The sequence below is a fragment of the Actinoplanes sp. URMC 104 genome (assembly GCF_051386375.1).
Taxonomy (GTDB): Bacteria; Actinomycetota; Actinomycetes; order Mycobacteriales; family Micromonosporaceae; genus Actinoplanes.
Window position 1 is genome coordinate 1,907,776 of sequence record NZ_JBPQTO010000002.1, and the last position, 16,796, is coordinate 1,924,571.

General features: G+C 69.4%; 19 protein-coding genes. 13 read left to right on the top strand and 6 right to left on the bottom strand.

Annotated elements, in window-relative coordinates:
* Positions 1 to 116: 116 nt before the first annotated feature.
* The 6 genes from ACSNN8_RS09940 to ACSNN8_RS09965 form a co-directional block, all read right to left on the bottom strand.
* Complete coding sequence (locus tag ACSNN8_RS09940) at positions 117 to 1,622, bottom strand: methyl-accepting chemotaxis protein (protein WP_436648354.1); 1,506 nt, start codon at positions 1,620 to 1,622, stop codon at positions 117 to 119.
* Between the two features lie 184 nt (positions 1,623 to 1,806).
* Positions 1,807 to 2,049, bottom strand: coding sequence for a carbon storage regulator CsrA (csrA, locus tag ACSNN8_RS09945; protein ID WP_436648355.1), 243 nt, complete (start codon positions 2,047 to 2,049; stop codon positions 1,807 to 1,809).
* Between the two features lie 82 nt (positions 2,050 to 2,131).
* Complete coding sequence (gene fliW / locus ACSNN8_RS09950; protein ID WP_436648356.1) at positions 2,132 to 2,530, bottom strand: flagellar assembly protein FliW; 399 nt, start codon at positions 2,528 to 2,530, stop codon at positions 2,132 to 2,134.
* Between the two features lie 41 nt (positions 2,531 to 2,571).
* A complete protein-coding gene (locus tag ACSNN8_RS09955; RefSeq protein ID WP_436648357.1) occupies positions 2,572 to 3,423 on the bottom strand; it encodes a flagellin in 852 nt (283 codons plus the stop codon).
* 58 nt (positions 3,424 to 3,481) lie between these two features.
* Positions 3,482 to 4,891 carry a flagellar hook-associated protein FlgK gene (gene flgK / locus ACSNN8_RS09960; protein ID WP_436648358.1) on the bottom strand — a complete coding sequence of 470 codons (1,410 nt, stop codon included), beginning with the start codon at positions 4,889 to 4,891 and terminating at the stop codon, positions 3,482 to 3,484.
* Positions 4,891 to 5,376: a flagellar protein FlgN gene (locus ACSNN8_RS09965; protein WP_436648359.1), complete on the bottom strand. Its 486-nt coding sequence runs from the start codon at positions 5,374 to 5,376 to the stop codon at positions 4,891 to 4,893. Before ACSNN8_RS09965 ends, flgK begins: the two co-directional genes overlap by 1 nt.
* Before the next feature lie 270 nt (positions 5,377 to 5,646).
* Between ACSNN8_RS09965 and ACSNN8_RS09970 the strand changes: the two genes are divergently transcribed.
* From ACSNN8_RS09970 to ACSNN8_RS10030, 13 genes are all read left to right on the top strand, one after another.
* Positions 5,647 to 6,924, top strand: a complete 1,278-nt coding sequence (locus ACSNN8_RS09970) for a flagellin (protein ID WP_436648360.1) — start codon at positions 5,647 to 5,649, stop codon at positions 6,922 to 6,924.
* 117 nt (positions 6,925 to 7,041) lie between these two features.
* Positions 7,042 to 8,454 (top strand): flagellar filament capping protein FliD, encoded by a 1,413-nt coding sequence (gene fliD / locus ACSNN8_RS09975; RefSeq protein ID WP_436648361.1) that lies wholly within the window; start codon positions 7,042 to 7,044, stop codon positions 8,452 to 8,454.
* A gap of 48 nt (positions 8,455 to 8,502) precedes the next feature.
* Positions 8,503 to 8,883: a flagellar export chaperone FliS gene (fliS, locus tag ACSNN8_RS09980; protein ID WP_436648362.1), complete on the top strand. Its 381-nt coding sequence runs from the start codon at positions 8,503 to 8,505 to the stop codon at positions 8,881 to 8,883.
* Positions 8,884 to 8,900: 17 nt separating this feature from the next.
* Positions 8,901 to 9,224, top strand: a complete 324-nt coding sequence (locus ACSNN8_RS09985; protein WP_436648363.1) for a hypothetical protein — start codon at positions 8,901 to 8,903, stop codon at positions 9,222 to 9,224.
* A 179-nt stretch (positions 9,225 to 9,403) separates the two neighbouring features.
* On the top strand, positions 9,404 to 9,751 hold the full coding sequence (locus tag ACSNN8_RS09990; RefSeq protein ID WP_436648364.1) for a flagellar basal body rod protein FlgB: 348 nt from the start codon (positions 9,404 to 9,406) through the stop codon (positions 9,749 to 9,751).
* 2 nt (positions 9,752 to 9,753) lie between these two features.
* Complete coding sequence (locus ACSNN8_RS09995) at positions 9,754 to 10,146, top strand: flagellar basal body rod protein FlgC (RefSeq protein ID WP_436648365.1); 393 nt, start codon at positions 9,754 to 9,756, stop codon at positions 10,144 to 10,146.
* Positions 10,147 to 10,154: 8 nt separating this feature from the next.
* A complete protein-coding gene (gene fliE / locus ACSNN8_RS10000) occupies positions 10,155 to 10,499 on the top strand; it encodes a flagellar hook-basal body complex protein FliE (protein ID WP_436648366.1) in 345 nt (114 codons plus the stop codon).
* Between the two features lies 1 nt (position 10,500).
* A complete protein-coding gene (gene fliF, locus ACSNN8_RS10005; protein ID WP_436648367.1) occupies positions 10,501 to 12,129 on the top strand; it encodes a flagellar basal-body MS-ring/collar protein FliF in 1,629 nt (542 codons plus the stop codon).
* 78 nt (positions 12,130 to 12,207) lie between these two features.
* On the top strand, positions 12,208 to 13,233 hold the full coding sequence (gene fliG, locus ACSNN8_RS10010) for a flagellar motor switch protein FliG (protein ID WP_436648368.1): 1,026 nt from the start codon (positions 12,208 to 12,210) through the stop codon (positions 13,231 to 13,233).
* Entirely contained in the window at positions 13,217 to 13,897 is a 681-nt protein-coding gene (locus ACSNN8_RS10015; protein WP_436648369.1) for a FliH/SctL family protein, read from the top strand. The genes fliG and ACSNN8_RS10015 overlap by 17 nt, the downstream gene beginning before the upstream one ends.
* 25 nt (positions 13,898 to 13,922) lie before the next feature.
* Positions 13,923 to 15,230 carry a FliI/YscN family ATPase gene (locus ACSNN8_RS10020; protein ID WP_436648370.1) on the top strand — a complete coding sequence of 436 codons (1,308 nt, stop codon included), beginning with the start codon at positions 13,923 to 13,925 and terminating at the stop codon, positions 15,228 to 15,230.
* A gap of 96 nt (positions 15,231 to 15,326) precedes the next feature.
* The gene (locus ACSNN8_RS10025) at positions 15,327 to 15,773 is read left to right on the top strand and encodes a cell envelope biogenesis protein TolA (RefSeq protein ID WP_436648371.1); all 447 of its coding nucleotides are present in this window, start codon (positions 15,327 to 15,329) and stop codon (positions 15,771 to 15,773) included.
* The gene (locus ACSNN8_RS10030) at positions 15,770 to 16,777 is read left to right on the top strand and encodes a transglycosylase SLT domain-containing protein (RefSeq protein WP_436648372.1); all 1,008 of its coding nucleotides are present in this window, start codon (positions 15,770 to 15,772) and stop codon (positions 16,775 to 16,777) included. Before ACSNN8_RS10025 ends, ACSNN8_RS10030 begins: the two co-directional genes overlap by 4 nt.
* The last annotated feature ends 19 nt before the right edge of the window (positions 16,778 to 16,796 follow it).

Below are 16,796 nucleotides of genomic sequence, written 5' to 3' on the forward strand. Positions count from 1 at the left end.
CCTGTGCACAACGCCCCGCCGCCCGCCGCGCGGCGAGTAGGATCCCCGCGCACACGCATCTCCCCACACCCGGGGCGGGCGGGGGAGGCGGTGGGCACGCCAGGCGATCTTGGAGGTCAGAGGCGGAACGAGCCGACCAGGGCGCGCAGCTCGTCGGCTGTGCGGGCCACGCCGTCGGAGGCCTGACGGGTCTGCTCGACGCCCTGCACGGCCTCGGCGCTGGCGGTGGAGACGTCCGAGATGCTGGAGGCGATGCGGGCCGAGCCGTTGGCGACCTCGGCGATGCTGCGGCTCATCTCGCCGGTGGTGGCGGTCTGCTGCTCGACCGCCGAGGCGATCGTGGTCTGGAAGTCGTTGATCTGCGCGATGACCTCGCTGATCCGCGAGATGACCTCGACCGCGCCGCCGGTGTCCTGCTGGATGGCGGCGACCCGCGTCCCGATGTCCTCGGTGGCGCGTGCCGTCTCCTGGGCCAGGTCCTTGACCTCGCTGGCGACCACGGCGAAGCCCTTGCCGGCCTCGCCGGCGCGGGCGGCCTCGATGGTCGCGTTCAGCGCGAGCAGGTTGGTCTGCTCGGCGATCGAGGTGATCAGCTTGATGACGTTGCCGATCTCGGCGGACGAGTCGCCGAGCTGACGGACCGTGTCGGTGGCGCGGGCCGCCTCGGACACGGCGATCGCCGCGATCTGGGCCGACTCGCTGGTGTTGCGGGAGATCTCACGGATTGCGAGGCCCATCTGCTCCGACCCGGCGGCGACCGACTGCACGTTGCGGGAGATCTCGTCGGCCTCGGCGGACGCCGTCGCGGACTGCTGGTCGGTCCGGTGCGCGGCCTCGGAGATCTGCCCGGCGACCGCCGACAGCTCCCCGGCCGCACCCGCCAGCGCGTCCGCGTCGCGGCCGATGGTCTGCAGCGAGCCGCGGATCGACTCGAGGGCGGTGTCCAGGCCGGCCGCCATCCGGCCCAGCTCGTCCCGGCTACGGATGCCGCTGCGCCCGGTCAGGTCGCCGCGTGCGAGGGCGTCGATGACGGCGCCCAGCGTGCGCACCGGCACCAGGATCGAGCGGGCCAGCGGGATCGCGAGCCCGATCAGCAGCGCCAGGCCCAGCAGCGCCACCACGATCGAGAGGGTACGGGTGCGGGTGACCGTGCTCGCCATGTCGGCCTGCTCGGTCGCGATGTCGGCGTTGACCCTGTCCAGGAGAGCGCCCAGCGCGTCGTCGGTGGCGTTGTTGCGTTCCGAGATCTCGTCCAGCCGGCCGCGCACCGACGCCGGGTTGCGGTCGGCGGCCGCCACGAAGCTGGTGATGAACGTTCCGAAGTCGACGAACTTCTGGCGGTCCGCGGCGAAGGCGCGGGCGAGGTCGTCAGGGAGGCCTGCGGCGACGACGGCGTCGGCCGCCTCGGTCGCCGACTGCACGTCGTCGCGTACGTCGCCGGAGACGTCCTGGCCGAGCGCCGACCGGTAGGCGTCCACCTTGAGCTCGCTCTGCCGGGTGTCCAGGTGGTTGAGCGCCGCGAGCCCGCTCTGCAGGTGGGCGACGTTCCAGCCCTGATCGGCCAGCTTGTTCTGCCCGGACAGCGAGATCGCGGCGAGCGTGGCGAGCATGACGGCGCCCACCAGCACGATCATAGCGAGCCGTTTGGCAATGCCCAGTTCTGCCAATCGCGACATCGATCCCCCTTGGCGCGCGTAGAAGCTGCAATGAACATTTTTCAGATCTTCCGGCCACGGGAGGGCGTTTTCGCCTTATCGGCCCAAAAAAGAACGCCCCGTCGCGTACGACGGGGCGTTCTCGAGGCTCTCAGTCCGATGTGGTCGGTGACTGCAGCATCCGGCTGACCGCCCGCACCTCGTCCTGTGTGGGCGAAGCGGCCTCCCGGTTGGATGCCTGCAGCTCCCGGTACACCTCCTCGCGATGCACCTGAACGTCACGCGGAGCCTGGATGCCCAGCCGGATCACGTCGCCGCGCGCCTCGAGCACGGTGATGACGACATCGTTGCCGATCATCACGCTCTCTCCGGAACGCCGGGTCAGTACGAGCATCGTCGGTGCCCTCCTCCATCCGTGGACGGACAGCATCGCGAGACGGGCGCGGTCGCCGGCCGGCGACCGCGCCGACGATCCGTCAGTAGGCCGGGTTCATGACCGCGCGGACGGGCAGGCCCGAACCGCTGAGAACCACCTGCATGGCGCGCATGCTGTCCCGGTCGACCACGATCGGGGCCATCAGGTTCGCCGTGGTCTCGTTGGTGCCGGCCGTGATGACGACCAGCAGCAGCAGACGGTCGGGGTCCTTGGTGTTGAGGGCGGCGAAGACGTCCTGCTCCAGCTCGGGCGCGTAGTCCGGGAAGAACGGCTCCGGCGGCGCCACGAGGAAGCGCAGGTCCGGGTCTTCGGTGGACGTGAACGCGTAGAGGAGGCCGTCTTCGTTGAGTCGCACCAGAACGAACTCCCGGTGTGCCGGGAACCCGGGCATGGGGACCGCCATCGTGATGGTCGGCAGGCCCAGCGACGGGTCGGTCATGGTGGCCTCAATCGGTCGAGACGCGGTGCGAGTAGTCATGGTCACCTCAGGAAATCGATGAGCGAGGGCTGGATCACCTTGGCCGAGGCGGCCAGGGCGGCCTGATAAGACGTCTGCTGAATCTGCAGTTCCATGATCGCCTTGGGCAGGTCGACGTCCTCGATTTCGGACAGCTGCGACGTCACGGACAGCAGGTGATCGTCAGCGGACTGCTTCATCTGCGTAATCCGATTATATCGGGCGCCAACGTCCGAAAGGGTGGACTTTAGTAAATCGTGGGCCGTATCGAGATTGCCCAGCGCCTTGTTCAGCGCATCGTCGTCATTGCCGCGAAGCGCCGTGGAAATGTCGCTCAGCACCTTGAAGAGCTGAGTGTCGCTGTCGTTCTTTCCGTACGCCTCGGCGCCGGTCGCGTCGATCCGGACCTTGGCGTTCGGCCCGACCGTACGGGTGGTCTGACCCTCGTTCCCGACGTACTTGCCGGTCTCGTCGAACGCCACCGCGCCCGGCGTGGTCCCGCCGAAGATCGGCCGGCTCAGGTACGACGTGTTGGCCTCGCCGATCATCGACTGCCGGATGTTGTCGATCTCCACGGCGATCGCCTCGCGGGCCGACGCGTTGTTGGCCGAGCTGAGGCCCTGCACGGTCAGATCCCGTACGCGGATGACCTGACTGGAGGCATCGGCGAGCTTGTCCTGGATGGCGCCCAGCCAGCCCAGCCCGTCGTCGGCGTTGCGCGAGAACTGCTGGGTCGCGCGCATCTCGCCGCGCAGCTGCAGCGAGGTGACCGTGCCGGTCGGGGAGTCCGACGGCCGGCTGAGCTGCTTGCCGCTGGAGATCTGTTCCTGCAGTTTCTGGCCGCGGGCCATGCTGCGGTTCAGGTCGCCCAGCATGCGGTGCCGCATGCTGGAATCGGTGACCCTGCTGGGAATCGTCATGCGTCACCGCTCCTCATCGGCCGACCAGACCGGTGCGGTTGATCAACTGATCGAGCATCGAGTCGATCGTGGTCAGCACGCGGGAGGCGGCCTCGTAACCCCGCTGGAAGGTCAGCAGGTTGGTCATCTCCTCGTCGAGGTTCACCCCGGACTCGGCCTCGCGCGACGTGTCGACCTGGTCGCGTACGGCGTCCTGGATCTCACTGCGCCGGGCCGCCGACTGCGAGGCGACGCCGAGCTGGCCGATCATCTGCTGGTACGTCGCGTCCGGGCCGTTCGCCGAGGTGCCGAGCGCGGCCAGGTCGTCGGCCTTGTCGTTGTCGATGGCAGCGACCGCGGGCGGCACGGCCTTGGGGTTGCCGGCCGAGAAGGCGACCTTGTCGGGATCGTCGATCGCGACCTTGAGGTCGCGCGCGGTCGTGCCCGAGAAGAACTCGGTGCCCCGGTCGCCGTTGATGTCGTAGCCCGAGGTGACCAGGCCGTTGACGCTCGTGGCCAGCGACTCCGCCACTTCGTCGAGCTGGCCCGCGATGCCCGGGATGATGGTGTTCATCGTGTCGAGCATCGAGCCCATCGTGCCGCCGGCGTTGGCCGCCGAGGTGGTGCCCGCCCAGCGCAGCTGCACCGGGGTGCCCTCGGTCCACGAGTCCAGATTGGGCGGTCCGGCGAGCTCCAGCTTGCGCGTGGAGAAGTCGCTGACCAGCGGGGAGCTGCCGACGTAGACGTTGATCGAGCCGTTGGTCTTGGGCTCCGTGGTCGCGCCGACGAGCTCGGACAGCTTCATGATCGCGACGTCGCGCTGGTCCTGGAGCTCGTTCGCCTCGAGGCCCGCGGCCTGCGCGACCACCACCTGGTTGTTCATGTGCGCGATGTTGTCGGCCAGCGTGTTCACCTGGTCCACGTACGCGCTCATCTCGTTGCGGTTCGCGCCGAACTGACTGCTGAGCGAGGCCCGCGTGTCGTTGAGCGTGAGGGCGACCGTACGGCTCTTCTCGAGCAGCGACGAGCGGGTCGACGGGTCCTGCCAGTTGTTGGCGACGTCGTTCCAGCCGTCCCACATGTCGTGCAGGCGCGCCTGCAGCGCGGTGTCGCTCGGCTCGGCCAGCACGCTTTCGATCTGGTTGTACGCCGCGGCCTGAGTGCTGAGGTACGACGAGTTCGCGTGCTCGGTGCGCCCGCGTTCCTCGAGGTACGCGTTGCGGCCGCGCTCGATGCCGGCCACGGTCACGCCGTTGCCGACCTGCGTGGTCGTCGCGTAGACGCCCGGGTTCAGGCTGCCCGTCTGCGACGCCATCCGTACGCGCTGCTTGGTGTACCCCTCGGTGTTCGCGTTCGCGATGTTCTGGCCCGTGATGTCCAGGCCGCGGCGCTGCGCATAGAGCGAGGTGAGCGCCGTGTTGATACCGCTGAAGGAGCTAGCCATCAGATCGCCTCATCCACCAGGCTGGAGCGGCGGATGCCGCCGGAAACGGTCTGGCCCTGCGGTCCGTACGTTTCCACAGTTTCCGCGAACGCGAGCATGGTTTCGCGGGCCGCGCGCTGACCGGCCGTGAGCAGGTCGCGGTTCACGTCCGCGAGCGCGCTGATCTCGGAGGTCAGCATGAGGAACGCCTTACGGTGCTGATGCAGCAGGTCGGACCAGGGCGCCGGCGAGGCGTCCGCGAGCTCGCCCAGCGAGGCCTCGGGGGCGAGGCCCAGCTCGACGGCCACGTCCTGGGCGTAGGCGGCGCGGATGACCTCGGTCTGCCGGATCTGCTCCAGCACCACCTCCACTTCCCGGGTGGCGTGGCTCAGCCAGCGGGAACGACCGGATGCGAGGAGCAGCTGCTCCTCCTCGAGCTTGAACAGCAGCATCTCCAGCAGCTCACGTGACCGCCACAGGACGCTGGCCAGGTCGGTCTGGCTCACCCCTGGTCCTCCGTCTCGCCTGAAGGTCGGGCACGCCCCCTCGACGAACCCGCTCATTCGGACACGTCGGCACGACCGCCCCGCCGCTGAGTATTAAGGCAGATTCGGGCTTCTTGTGAAGAGGACTCGGGTTTCTTCGGGTTCGCCGGAAAAGGGCGCGCAAATCTCGCAGACTGTTTCATGAACCGTCGGCACCGCGCCGATCGGACTGGCGTAACGCCACGGCCTCATGGATGGGCCGGATAGAGACCCCTCAAGGAGGAAGTACTCATGGGTCTTCGCATCAACCAGAACATCGCCGCGCAGAACGCCTACCGGAACCTGTCGGTCACCGACAGCCAGATGTCGAAGTCGCTGGAGAAGCTGTCCAGCGGTTTCCGCATCAACCGGGCAGCCGACGACGCGGCCGGCCTCTCGATCTCCGAGGGCCTGCGCTCGCAGGTCGGCGGCCTGAAGGTGGCCGTGCGCAACACGCAGGACGGCGTCTCCGTCGCGCAGACCGCTGAGGGTGCGCTCAACGAGACGACCGCGATCCTGCAGCGCATGCGTGATCTGTCGGTGCAGGCGGCCAACTCGGGCGCCACCGACTCGGCCGCTTCCGACGCCGCCAACAAGGAGCTGGGCCAGCTGAACGCCGAGCTCGACCGGATCGGCAAGAGCACCGCGTTCGGCAAGCAGAACCTGCTCGACGGCACGTTCGGCGCCACCAAGGCGAACGCCGGTTCCGCGATCGCGGCCGGCAGCAACGGCAAGGCGGCCGCGATCCCGGCCGGCGCCACGCTCGACCCCGCCGACCCCACCAACACCACGTTCAAGTTCACGCTGGACTCGGTGGGTGGCTCGTCCAAGGACGGCAACGGCAACAGCATCACCACCTCGTCGACCCCGCCCGGCACGCCGATCGAGGTCACGGTCAAGAAGCTCCCCGCCGGCGCCTCCGCGCAGGATCTGGCCAAGGCCGTGAACGACGGCTTGCAGTCGGCTCTCAAGGCGGCCGGCTTCCAGGGCAACGAGGTTTCCATGTCCGCCAAGGTGGACGCCCAGAACACCACCACCTACAAGATGTCCGGCTCCGGTGACTTCCACGTCGCCGCGGACACCGGTGGCGTGCTGACGCAGGCCGGCATCGACATCACCAAGGCGAACGCCGACACCGGTGGTAACACCGGTAAGTTCCAGGTCGGTGCCAACGCCAACCAGAAGATCGGCATCTCGATCGGTGCCGTGGACTCCCAGTCGCTCGGCACGGCGGCCATCGACCTCACCAAGGACCCGGACGCCGCGATCAAGGCGATCGACTCGGCCCTGTCGTCGGTCACGGACAGCCGGGCCACGCTCGGTGCCATCCAGAACCGCTTCGAGCACACCATCAACAACCTTAACGTCGCCGTCGAGAACCTGTCCGCGTCGGAGTCGCGCATCCGTGACACCGACATGGCCCAGGAGATGGTGTCCTTCACCCGCTCGCAGATCCTGACCCAGGCGGGCACCTCGATGCTGTCGCAGGCGAACCAGTCGGCGCAGAACGTTCTCTCGCTGCTGCGCTAACCGAACTGCCACCGCTTGGCACTGAAAAACACGCTCACGCGACCGAATAGGCAGGGGTAGCCGGCAGAACAGGCTGGCTGCCCCTGCTTCGTTCACCGCAAGGAAAGGCAGGTACCAGTGTCCAGTTCGGTTGACGGCCTGGTCAGTGGACTCCAGACCACGTCGATGATCCAGTCGCTCATGCAGGTCGAGGCCGCACCGCAGAACCGGCTGAAGACGAAGGCCAACACGGCGCAGAAGACCGTGGACGCCTACCAGTCGGTGAACTCCAAGATGACCGCGCTCAAGACGGCAGCCGACGCCGTGGGCCAGTTGAGCACGTGGCGCGGGATCAAGGCGACCTCGAGCTCGTCATCGGTCACCGCCACCGCGGTCACCGGCACGAACACGGCCACCGGCACCACCGTCTTCGACGTGAAGAGCCTGGCGAAGGGTCAGATCACCACGGCCAAGGTCCCGACCTCGGGCGACATCATGAGCGGCGGCTCGCTGACCATCGACCTCGGCCCGCTCGACGACGCCGACCCAGCCAAGCACAAGAGCACCACGCTTACCGTCACCGACAAGAGCGCGAAGGGCGTTGCGGACGCGATCAACGCCGCCAACCTGGGCGTCAAGGCGACCCTGATCACCACCGGCGGCAGCGACAACATCCTGCAACTCAGCGGCGCCAAGACGGGCACCGCTCAGGCCTTCACCATCGACGGGCTCGACCAGCTCAGCAACGGTGCTCCGCTGACCAACGTGGCGACCGCGACCGACGCCCGGCTCGAGATCGGCGGTGGTAACGCTGACGCCAACAACGACGGGTTCGCCGACGGCTACGTCATCACCAGCAACACCAACACCTTCACGAACCTGATGCCCGGCGTGACGCTGACCGTGTCGAAGCTCGAGGACGGCGTGACCGTCGGAGCCACCGCCGACGTCGATGGCATCGCGGACAAGTTCCAGGCCCTCGTCGACGCCGCGAACGACGCGCTGAGCGAGATCGGGAAGCAGACCGCCTACGACCCGGCCACGAAGAAGGCGTCGACGCTGACCGGCGACTTTGCGGTGCGGAACATGTCGCAGAAGATCCTCAGCACAATTAGCCAGGGCATCATTTACCCGAACCCGGACTACGACACGAAAAAGAAGCCGGAGGATCAGCCCGGGGTCAAGCCGACGCTCTCCGCCGGCTCCTACGCCCAGTTCGGCATAGGGCTCGACAAGTACGGCAAGCTCACCTTCGACGCCGAAAAGTTCAAGGCCTCGTACGCGGAAGACCCGGTCAAGATCCAGAAGATCGGCACCGAGATCGGCGGCGTCTTCGAGACAATGGGCGACGCCGAGTCGACGAATCTCAAGTCGACGATCACCGGCCGCAAGAGCGAGATCGACAACCTGAACGCCCAGATCAGCAACTGGGACGTCCGGCTCGCCGCCAAGAAGCTGGCGCTTCAGAAGACGTACTCCGACCTTGAGACCTCCCTGGGCAAGCTGAAGAACCAGTCGAACTGGCTCGCCGGCCAGCTCTCGGGCCTCTGATCACACCGACCCGAACCCGCCACCGGGCACTGACCGCTGAGGAGACCGATGACTGCCCCCAACCTTCGCAACCGCTACCTGCAGGACTCCATCCAGACCGCGTCGCCCGCCAAGCTGCTGACGATGCTGTACGACCGCCTGGTTGTCGACCTCATGCAGGGCGAGGAGGCGCTGCGGGCCGGTGAGCGCGAGCTGGCCCACGAGAAGCTCACCCACGCGCAGGAGATCATCATCGAGCTGCAGGTGAGCCTCGACGTCGAGGCCTGGTCGGGCGCGCCGGGCCTGGCGAACCTGTACGGCTACCTGCTCACCGAGCTGATCGGCGCGAACATCGCCCGGGACGCCGACCGGGTCGCCGTCTGCCGCGGCCTCGTCGAGCCGCTGCGCGACGCCTGGCGGGAGGCCGCCGCCGCGGCGGTCGCCCACTGACGGGAGGGTTGAACACCGTGAGCGGCGGCGACTGGCGCGACGCCTGGAACGAGGCCCTGGACGAGCTGGAGCTCGACGTGGCCACGATCGAGGCGATGCTCGCCGACGAGCACCGGCACGCCGAGACCCCGCCGGCCAGCCTCTGGAAGCCGCCGACCGAGCTGGGCGCGCTGCCGCTGGAGCTCAAGCCGAGGGCCGACGAGATCCTCACCCGCCAGCTCAAGGCGGCCGAGGAGATCGCGCGACGGATGACCGCGACCCGGCAGCAGATGACGATGACCACCAGGATCGAGACGGGCGAGGCGGTCAAGCGGCCCGTCTACGTCGACCGAGCCATGTGACCGACCACGAGACGTCCCGGGACCCCGCGTGGGGGCCCGGGACTTTTCGCGTGCAACCGGCTGGCAACCGTCTGACACTCAGCGGATCACGGCACGGGCCGAAATGCATGGTACGAGCGACGGAACGCTCACCGGAAAGCCACGGATCGGCACCTTGGGCACCCACACAAGGAGCTGCTGTGTTCGATGATGTCTCGTCATCTGCCCTGCGCGTCGCGGTCGGCGGCCTCGCAGCCCGGCAGAGCGCCATCGCGAACAATATCGCGAACATCGAAACCCCAGGCTATCGGGCTCGTAAGGTGGAGTTCGAGGAGGCGCTGCGCGGCGCCGTCGCCAAGGGCCTGTCACCGCTCGGGGTCGCTCCGCAGACCACGACGTCGCTGGAGCCGACCCGGCTGAACGGCAGCAACGTCAACCTCGACGAGGAGACGCTCTCCCACATCGACACCACGATGCGCTATCAGCTGACCCTGCGGGCGATGGACACCAAGTACTCGATGCTGCGCGACGCGATCAAGGGAGCCTGACGATGAGCACGTTCAACGCCATCGGCGTGGCCGGCAGCGGCGTCACCGTCTACCGCAAGTGGCTGGACGCCGTCTCCGACAACATCGCCAACATGAACAACGCCAGCCGTACGTCCGAGAACGCCTTCCAGGCCCGGTACGTCATCGCCCAGGAGGCGCAGGACGGCAACGGCGCCCAGGTCGGCGGCGTGGCCTTCGGCAGCGCCGAGGGTGTGCTGGTGCACGAGCCGGACAACCCGCTCGCCGACAGCCAGGGTTACGTGCGCAAGCCGGACATCGACCTGGGCAGCCAGATGGCCCAGATGATGATGGCGCAGCGCGCCTACCAGGCCAACCTCGCGGTCGTGGACCGCGCCAAGGACTCGTACACCGCTGCGATCAACCTCGGGAAGTGAGGTAGGCGATGACTTCTCCGATCAGCCCGATCGGCGGCTTCTCACCGGTCTCCGGGCTCGACGCGATCACCGGCGCCGGCGGCGCGGACGCCCTGACCGGCACCGACCGCGCCACCGCGGCCAAGGGCGAGCACGAGAGCTTCGCCAGCATGCTGTCGCGGGGTCTGGAAAGCGTCTCGGCCGCCCAGGGCAAGGCCGACGACCTCGCCGTCCAGGCCGCTCAGGGCACGCTGCAGGACCCGGCGCAGTACACGATGGCGGCCAACGAGGCGCAGCTCGGCTTGCAGCTCACGCTCGCCGTCCGCAACAAGGCCGTGGAAGCTTTCCAGGAAATCATGAGGATGCAGGCCTGACATGACCGACCGCCTTCCCGCTCCGGTTCGCCGCGTCACGGACACGTTCCGGTCCTTCACACCGGGACAGAAGGCCGTCACGATCGCGGCAGTTCTCGCCCTCGTCATCGGCGCGTACTTCTTCGCCACGTGGGCGTCGAAGCCGTCGTACTCGATTCTGTTCAACAACCTCTCGTCCAAGGACGCGAGCGCGATCGTCGAGTCGCTGAAGAAGGCAGGCACGCCGTACGAGCTGGCCAACGACGGCCAGACCGTGCTGGTGCCGCAGGACCAGGTCAACGAGCTGCGCCTGTCGCTGAGCAGCGAGGGGCTGCCCGGCGACGCCGGCACCGGCTACGCGCTGCTCGACCAGCAGGGCATCACCACCAGCGACTTCATGCAGCAGACGAACTACCAGCGGGCGCTCGAGGGCGAGCTGTCCAACACGATCAAGTCGATCGAGGGCGTCGAGGCGGCCACCGTGCACCTCGTGATCCCCAAGAAGGACGTCTTCGCGGACGAGCAGGACAAGCCGACCGCCTCGGTGCTGGTCCAGTCGAGCTCCACCCAGCCGCTGAGCAGCGACCAGGTGCAGGCCATCGTGCACCTGGTGGCCTCGAGCGTCGAGGGGCTGGACCCGACCCAGATCACGGTCGCGGGCGCGGACGGCAAGGTGCTCTCGACCGGTGGCGGTGCGGCGATCGGCACGGGCGGGGACAGCGGCACGGAGGCGCAGACCGTCGCGTTCCAGAACCGCATGAACCAGTCGATCCAGAACATGCTGGACAGCGTGGTGGGTCCGGGCAACTCGTCGGTGGTGACCACGGCGACGCTCGACTTCGACCAGACGTCGACGACCAGCAAGACGTACAACGCGGACCCGTCGGTGCCCGCGCTGTCGGAGCAGAACTCGCGGGAGGCCTACAACGGCGCCGAGAACTGCGCCGGCGGCGTCCTCGGGCCGGACAACATCGCCGGTCCCGGCTGCTCCACCGGAGGCGGCAGCAGCAGCGGCCCCGGGCAGTACGAGAACAGCAGCAGCGTCCGCAACAACGCCGTCAACGAGGTCCAGGAGCAGCGCAAGAGCGCGCCGGGCGGCATCAAGAAGCTCAACGTCGCCGTGCTGCTCAACAGCAACGCCGCGGGCTCCATCGACCCGGCCCAGGTGCAGCAGCTGGTCACCGCGGCCGCCGGCATCGACAGCACGCGCGGCGACACGATCGCGGTGTCGTCCATGCCGTTCGACCAGAGCGCCGCCAAGGCCGCCCAGGAGGCCCTCACCGCCTCCACCGCCGCGGCCCAGCAGGCCAAGCAGATGTCGCTGATCAAGACCGGCGTGCTCGGCGCGATCGTCCTGGCGCTGCTGTTCCTGGCCTGGCGGTTCACCCGCAAGAGCAAGAAGCGCCGGGGCCTGACCCCCGAGGAGCGCAAGCACCTCGAGGACATGCAGGCCGCCCTCGAGGCGCAGCGGCTCGCCGAGCTCAACCAGGCGATCCCCGCTCAGATGCTGGAGGCCGGGATGGCCGTGGACGACACGAACGTGCAGGCTCGCGAGGAACGCCAGCGGGAGATCGAGCAGATGGTCAAGGATCAACCTGAGGAGATGGCGGTGCTGTTGCGCGGCTGGCTGGCCGCCGATGTGACGCGCTGACCCACTGCTGCGGCGACCGGCTGAGGCCCGGTCGCCGCGGGTTGACTTTCTGCTGCTGACGGTCCGAGGGAGTACGCGTTGACCACACCCGCGCTCACCACCATGTCGATGACGGGCGTGCGCAAGGCCGCCATCATGCTCGTCCAGTTCGGCAAGGAGCAGTCCGCCCAGATCCTGGCGCAGATGTCGGAGAAAGAGGTCGAGATGATCTCGGCCGAGATCGCCCGGCTCGGCAAGCTCGAACCGACCCAGGTCGACGACGTCATGGACGAGTTCTACGCCATGGCCACGACCCGGTACGCGGGCTCCGGCGGCATGGACTACGCCCGTGAGCTGCTCGAGGCGTCGCTCGGCAAGGACCGGGCCGCGTTGATACTGGACCGCCTCGAAGCCTCGATGAACGACATCCCGTTCAACTTCCTCAGCCACGCCGACCCCCGCCAGCTGCTCTCCTACGTGCAGTACGAGCACCCGCAGACCATCGCGCTGGTGCTCGCGCACATCCCCTCGGCGCTCGCCTCGTCGATCCTGGCCGGCCTCCCGCTGGAGGTGCAGACCGAGGTCGCGCACCGCATCGCGGTCATGGACCGTACGTCTCCCGACGTGATCCGCCAGGTGGAGCAGGCCCTGCAGCGCAAGCTCTCGACCGTGCTGCAGCCCGACGAGCTCTCCACGGTCGGCGGTCTGCAGCCGCTGGTCGACATCATCAACCGCGCCGACCGCACCACCGAGCGGCTCATCCTGGAGGCCCTGGACGCCCGCAGCCCCGAGCTGGCCGAGGAGATCCGGCGCCGGATGTTCATGTTCGAGGACATCGTCAGCCTCGAGGACCGCGCGGTGCAGCTGGTGCTGCGTCAGGTGGAGCCCGCCGACCTGGCCACCGCGCTCAAGGGTGTGCCCGACACCGTACGGGACAAGGTCACCAAGAACCTCTCCGAGCGCGGCCGCGAGAACCTGCTCGAGGAGATCGACCTGCTCGGCCCGGTCAAGGTCAAGATGGTCGAGGAGGCCCAGGCCAAGATCGTTTCGGTGATCCGCTCGCTCGAGGACTCCGGCCAGATCGAGGTTCAGCGCGGTGGCGAGGCCGATGAGCTCATCGCCTGAGAACAGCAGGTCCGTGCTGCGCGGCTCGTCGGCCGAGTCGGCGACCACGGCCCGGTTCGCGGTCGACCTGCGCACCGGGCTGCCCGCCGACGGCGACTCGCTCGACCGCGCCAAGCAACAGGCCCGCACCGCCGGGTACGCCGAGGGCTGGGCGCAGGGTCAGCGCGAGGCGGCGGTCGCGGCGCAGAACGCGGCGGCGCGGGCCACGGCCGCCGAGCAGGCGCACGAGCAGCGGCGGGCGACCGCGCTGGTCCAGGCGGTCAACGCGCTCGGCCGGGCCGTCACCGAGCTCGAGAACCAGCTCATGCCGACCTTCGCCGAACTGCAGGACGTGCTGCTCGCGCACGCCTTCGAGCTGGCCGAGGCGATCGTGGGACGCACCCTCGACGACCCGCAGGGCCGCACCGTCGACGCGCTGCGCCGGGCCATGGCCGCCGCGCCCGAGACCGGCGCCCTGGTGGTCAGCCTGCACCCCGACGACTTCCACACGCTGGTCGGCGAGTCCGGCGAGGCGGATTTCGAGTACGAGGGGCGCAGGGTGCGCCTGCGCCCGGACCCCGCGCTGCGGCCGGGCGACGCGGTCGCGGAGACCGGCATGGCGACGGTGGACGCCACCATCGCCGCCGCCGTGGCCCGCGCCCGGGAGGCCCTGCGCCTGATGTAGCGCGGGGCGGAACGGAGAGCTCACGATGACGGATGTGGTGCGCCACCGAATGTCGGCGGCGATGCAGGCGGCCCGGCCGCTCATCCGCGGCAAGGTCGTCGGCGCGGTCGGCCTCCGGGTCACGGTCGCCGGCGTGGACGCCCGGGTCGGCGACCTGGTGCAGATGGGCGAGGGGCCGGAGGCGGTCTACGCCGAGGTGGCCGCCATCGACGACGGCAAGCTCTCCTGCCTGCCGCTCGGCCCGATCGCCGGGCTGGGCTCCGGCACCCCGGTCGTCAGCACGGGCGGGCCGCTGCGTGTCGCGGTCGGCCCCGACCTGCAGGGGCGGATCCTCGACGGGCTGGGCCGCCCGATGGACGGCGGGCCGCCGCTGCGCGGGCAGATGGTCAGCATCGACGCGGCGCCCCCGTCCGCCATGGAGCGGCAGCTCGTCGACAAGCCGATGTCCCTGGGCGTACGGGTCCTGGACACGCTCGTGCCGTGCGGACGCGGCCAGCGCATCGGCATCTTCGCCGGCTCCGGCGTCGGCAAGTCCACGCTGATGAGCATGATCACCCGCGGCACCTCGGCCCAGCTCAACGTCGTCGCGCTGGTCGGCGAGCGCGGCCGCGAGGTCCGCGAGTTCATCGAGCACGACCTGGGCGAGGAGGGGCTCGCGCGGTCGGTCGTGGTGATCGCGACCTCCGACACGCCGCCGCTGGTGCGCCTGCGGGCCGGCGCGGTGGCCACCAGGATCGCCGAGTACTACCGCGACGAGGGCGCGGACGTGCTGCTGATGATGGACAGCGTGACCCGTGCGGCCATGGCGCAGCGCGAGGTCGGCCTGTCCGTCGGCGAGCCGCCCGCCACCCGCGGCTATCCCCCGTCGGTGTTCGCGATGCTGGCCTCGCTGCTCGAGCGGGCCGGCCCGGGCGCGCGGGGCAGCATCACCGGCCTCTACACCGTGCTGGTCGAGGGCGACGACCACAACGAGCCGATCGCCGACGCGGCTCGCTCGATCCTCGACGGCCACATCGTGCTCGATCGCAAGCTGGCCACCGCCGGCCACTTCCCCAGCATCCAGGCGCTCGACTCGATCTCCCGTGTGGCCAACAAGATCACCACTCCGGAGCAGCGCGCCGACGCCACCGAGCTGCGCCGGCTGATGGCCGCCCACCGCGAGGTGCGCGAGCTGGTCGAGATCGGCGCGTACGTCGCCGGCACCAACCCGGACGCCGACCGGGCCACGGCGATCTGGCCGCACATCAACGCGTTCCTGCGCCAGGGCCTGGACGAGCGGGTCACGGCCGAGCAGGCCTGGGCCCAGCTGCACGCCCTGATCCAGGCCTCGTAGGTCAGTTGCGAGTCGGGTGCAGGACCTCAGCGAATCGGGACCCGGGCCGACCGGATAGGTGGAGGCCCGCCCGCCGCCGCGCTAGGAGGCAGAACGTTGAACCGGTTTTTCCGACTCTCGCCCGTGCTGCGCGCCCGCAAGGCCCAGGAGGACGCGGCCAAGGGCGCCGTGATCCAGTCCCGCGCCGAGATCCGGGACGCCCAGGCCCTGGTGCGCCGCAAACAGCTCGACCTCGTCGGCGCGGAGGCGCCCACGGAGGGCTCCGCCCGGGCCATGGTGGCCTCGCTGGTCGCCCGCCAGTCGCTGGCCGGCGCGCTGATGAGCGCCCAGCGCATGGTGGAGGACGCCGAGCAGGTCGAGCGCGACCGGATGGCCGTGCTCGCCGACGCCGCCAAGCGCCGCCGCGCGGTCGAGATGATGGCCGAGCGCCACGCCGAGATGGTGCGCGCCAACGACCTGCGCCGGGACCAGGCCAACCTGGACGAGCTCGCCATGACCAGCAAGGCGCGCAACGCCGCCCGCGGCGCCGGGAGCGCTGAATGATCGGTGTCACCGGGGTGCTCAACCGCATTCAGGAGCTGCAGAACCAGCTCGGCCTCACTCCGGTCAACCCGGCGCCGGGCGCCACCGGCACGGTCACCACCGGCGCCACCGCCGGGACGCGTACGCCGACGTTCGCCTCGGCGCTGGCGAACGCCACCGGCCAGGGCGGCGCCCTGCGGCTGAACAGCCAGGCGACCGGCCAGGCCGTGGTCGACGCCGCGAAGAAGTACCTCGGCACCCCGTACGTCTTCGGCAGCACCGACCCGGACAAGGGCCTGGACTGCTCGTCGCTCGTGCAGCGGGCGTACGGCGACCTCGGCATCAAGCTGCCGCGCCTGTCGCACCAGCAGGCCAAGGCCGGCGAGCCGGTCGCCAACCTCGCGCAGGCCAGGCCCGGCGACATCCTGGCGTTCGACTCCCCCGTCGACCACGTCGCCATCTACCTCGGCGACAACAAGATGATCGCGGCGCCCAAGCCCGGCGACCACGTCAAGATCCAGAGTGTGTACGAGAAGCCGACGCACATCCGCCGCGTCGTGCCCGACGTCTCCGCGGTCGCCGCGCCGAACGCCGCCGCGGCCGTGCGCCCCGCCAGCCTGCAAGGCACCGGGTCGCTCGCCGGGGTCCCGTACGCCGACCTGTTCGTCAAGGCCGGCAACCGCTACGGCGTCTCCCCGAAGCTGCTCGCCGCGGTCGCCAAGGTCGAGTCCGGGTACGACCCGAGCGCCGTCAGCAAGGCCGGCGCCCAAGGCCTCATGCAGCTCATGCCGTCGACCGCCCGCGGCCTCGGCGTGCGCGACTCCTTCGACCCCGAGCAGGCGATCAACGGCGGCGCCAAGCTGCTGGCCCGCAACCTGCGCGAGTTCAAGTCCCTGCCGCTCGCCCTGGCCGCGTACAACGCGGGCGGCGGAGCGGTGCACAAGTACGGCGGCATCCCGCCGTACTCGGAGACCCAGGCGTACGTCCCGAAGGTCCAGAAGGCCCTCGCCGCGCTCGGCGGCTGACCCCGACGATCCCCAGGAG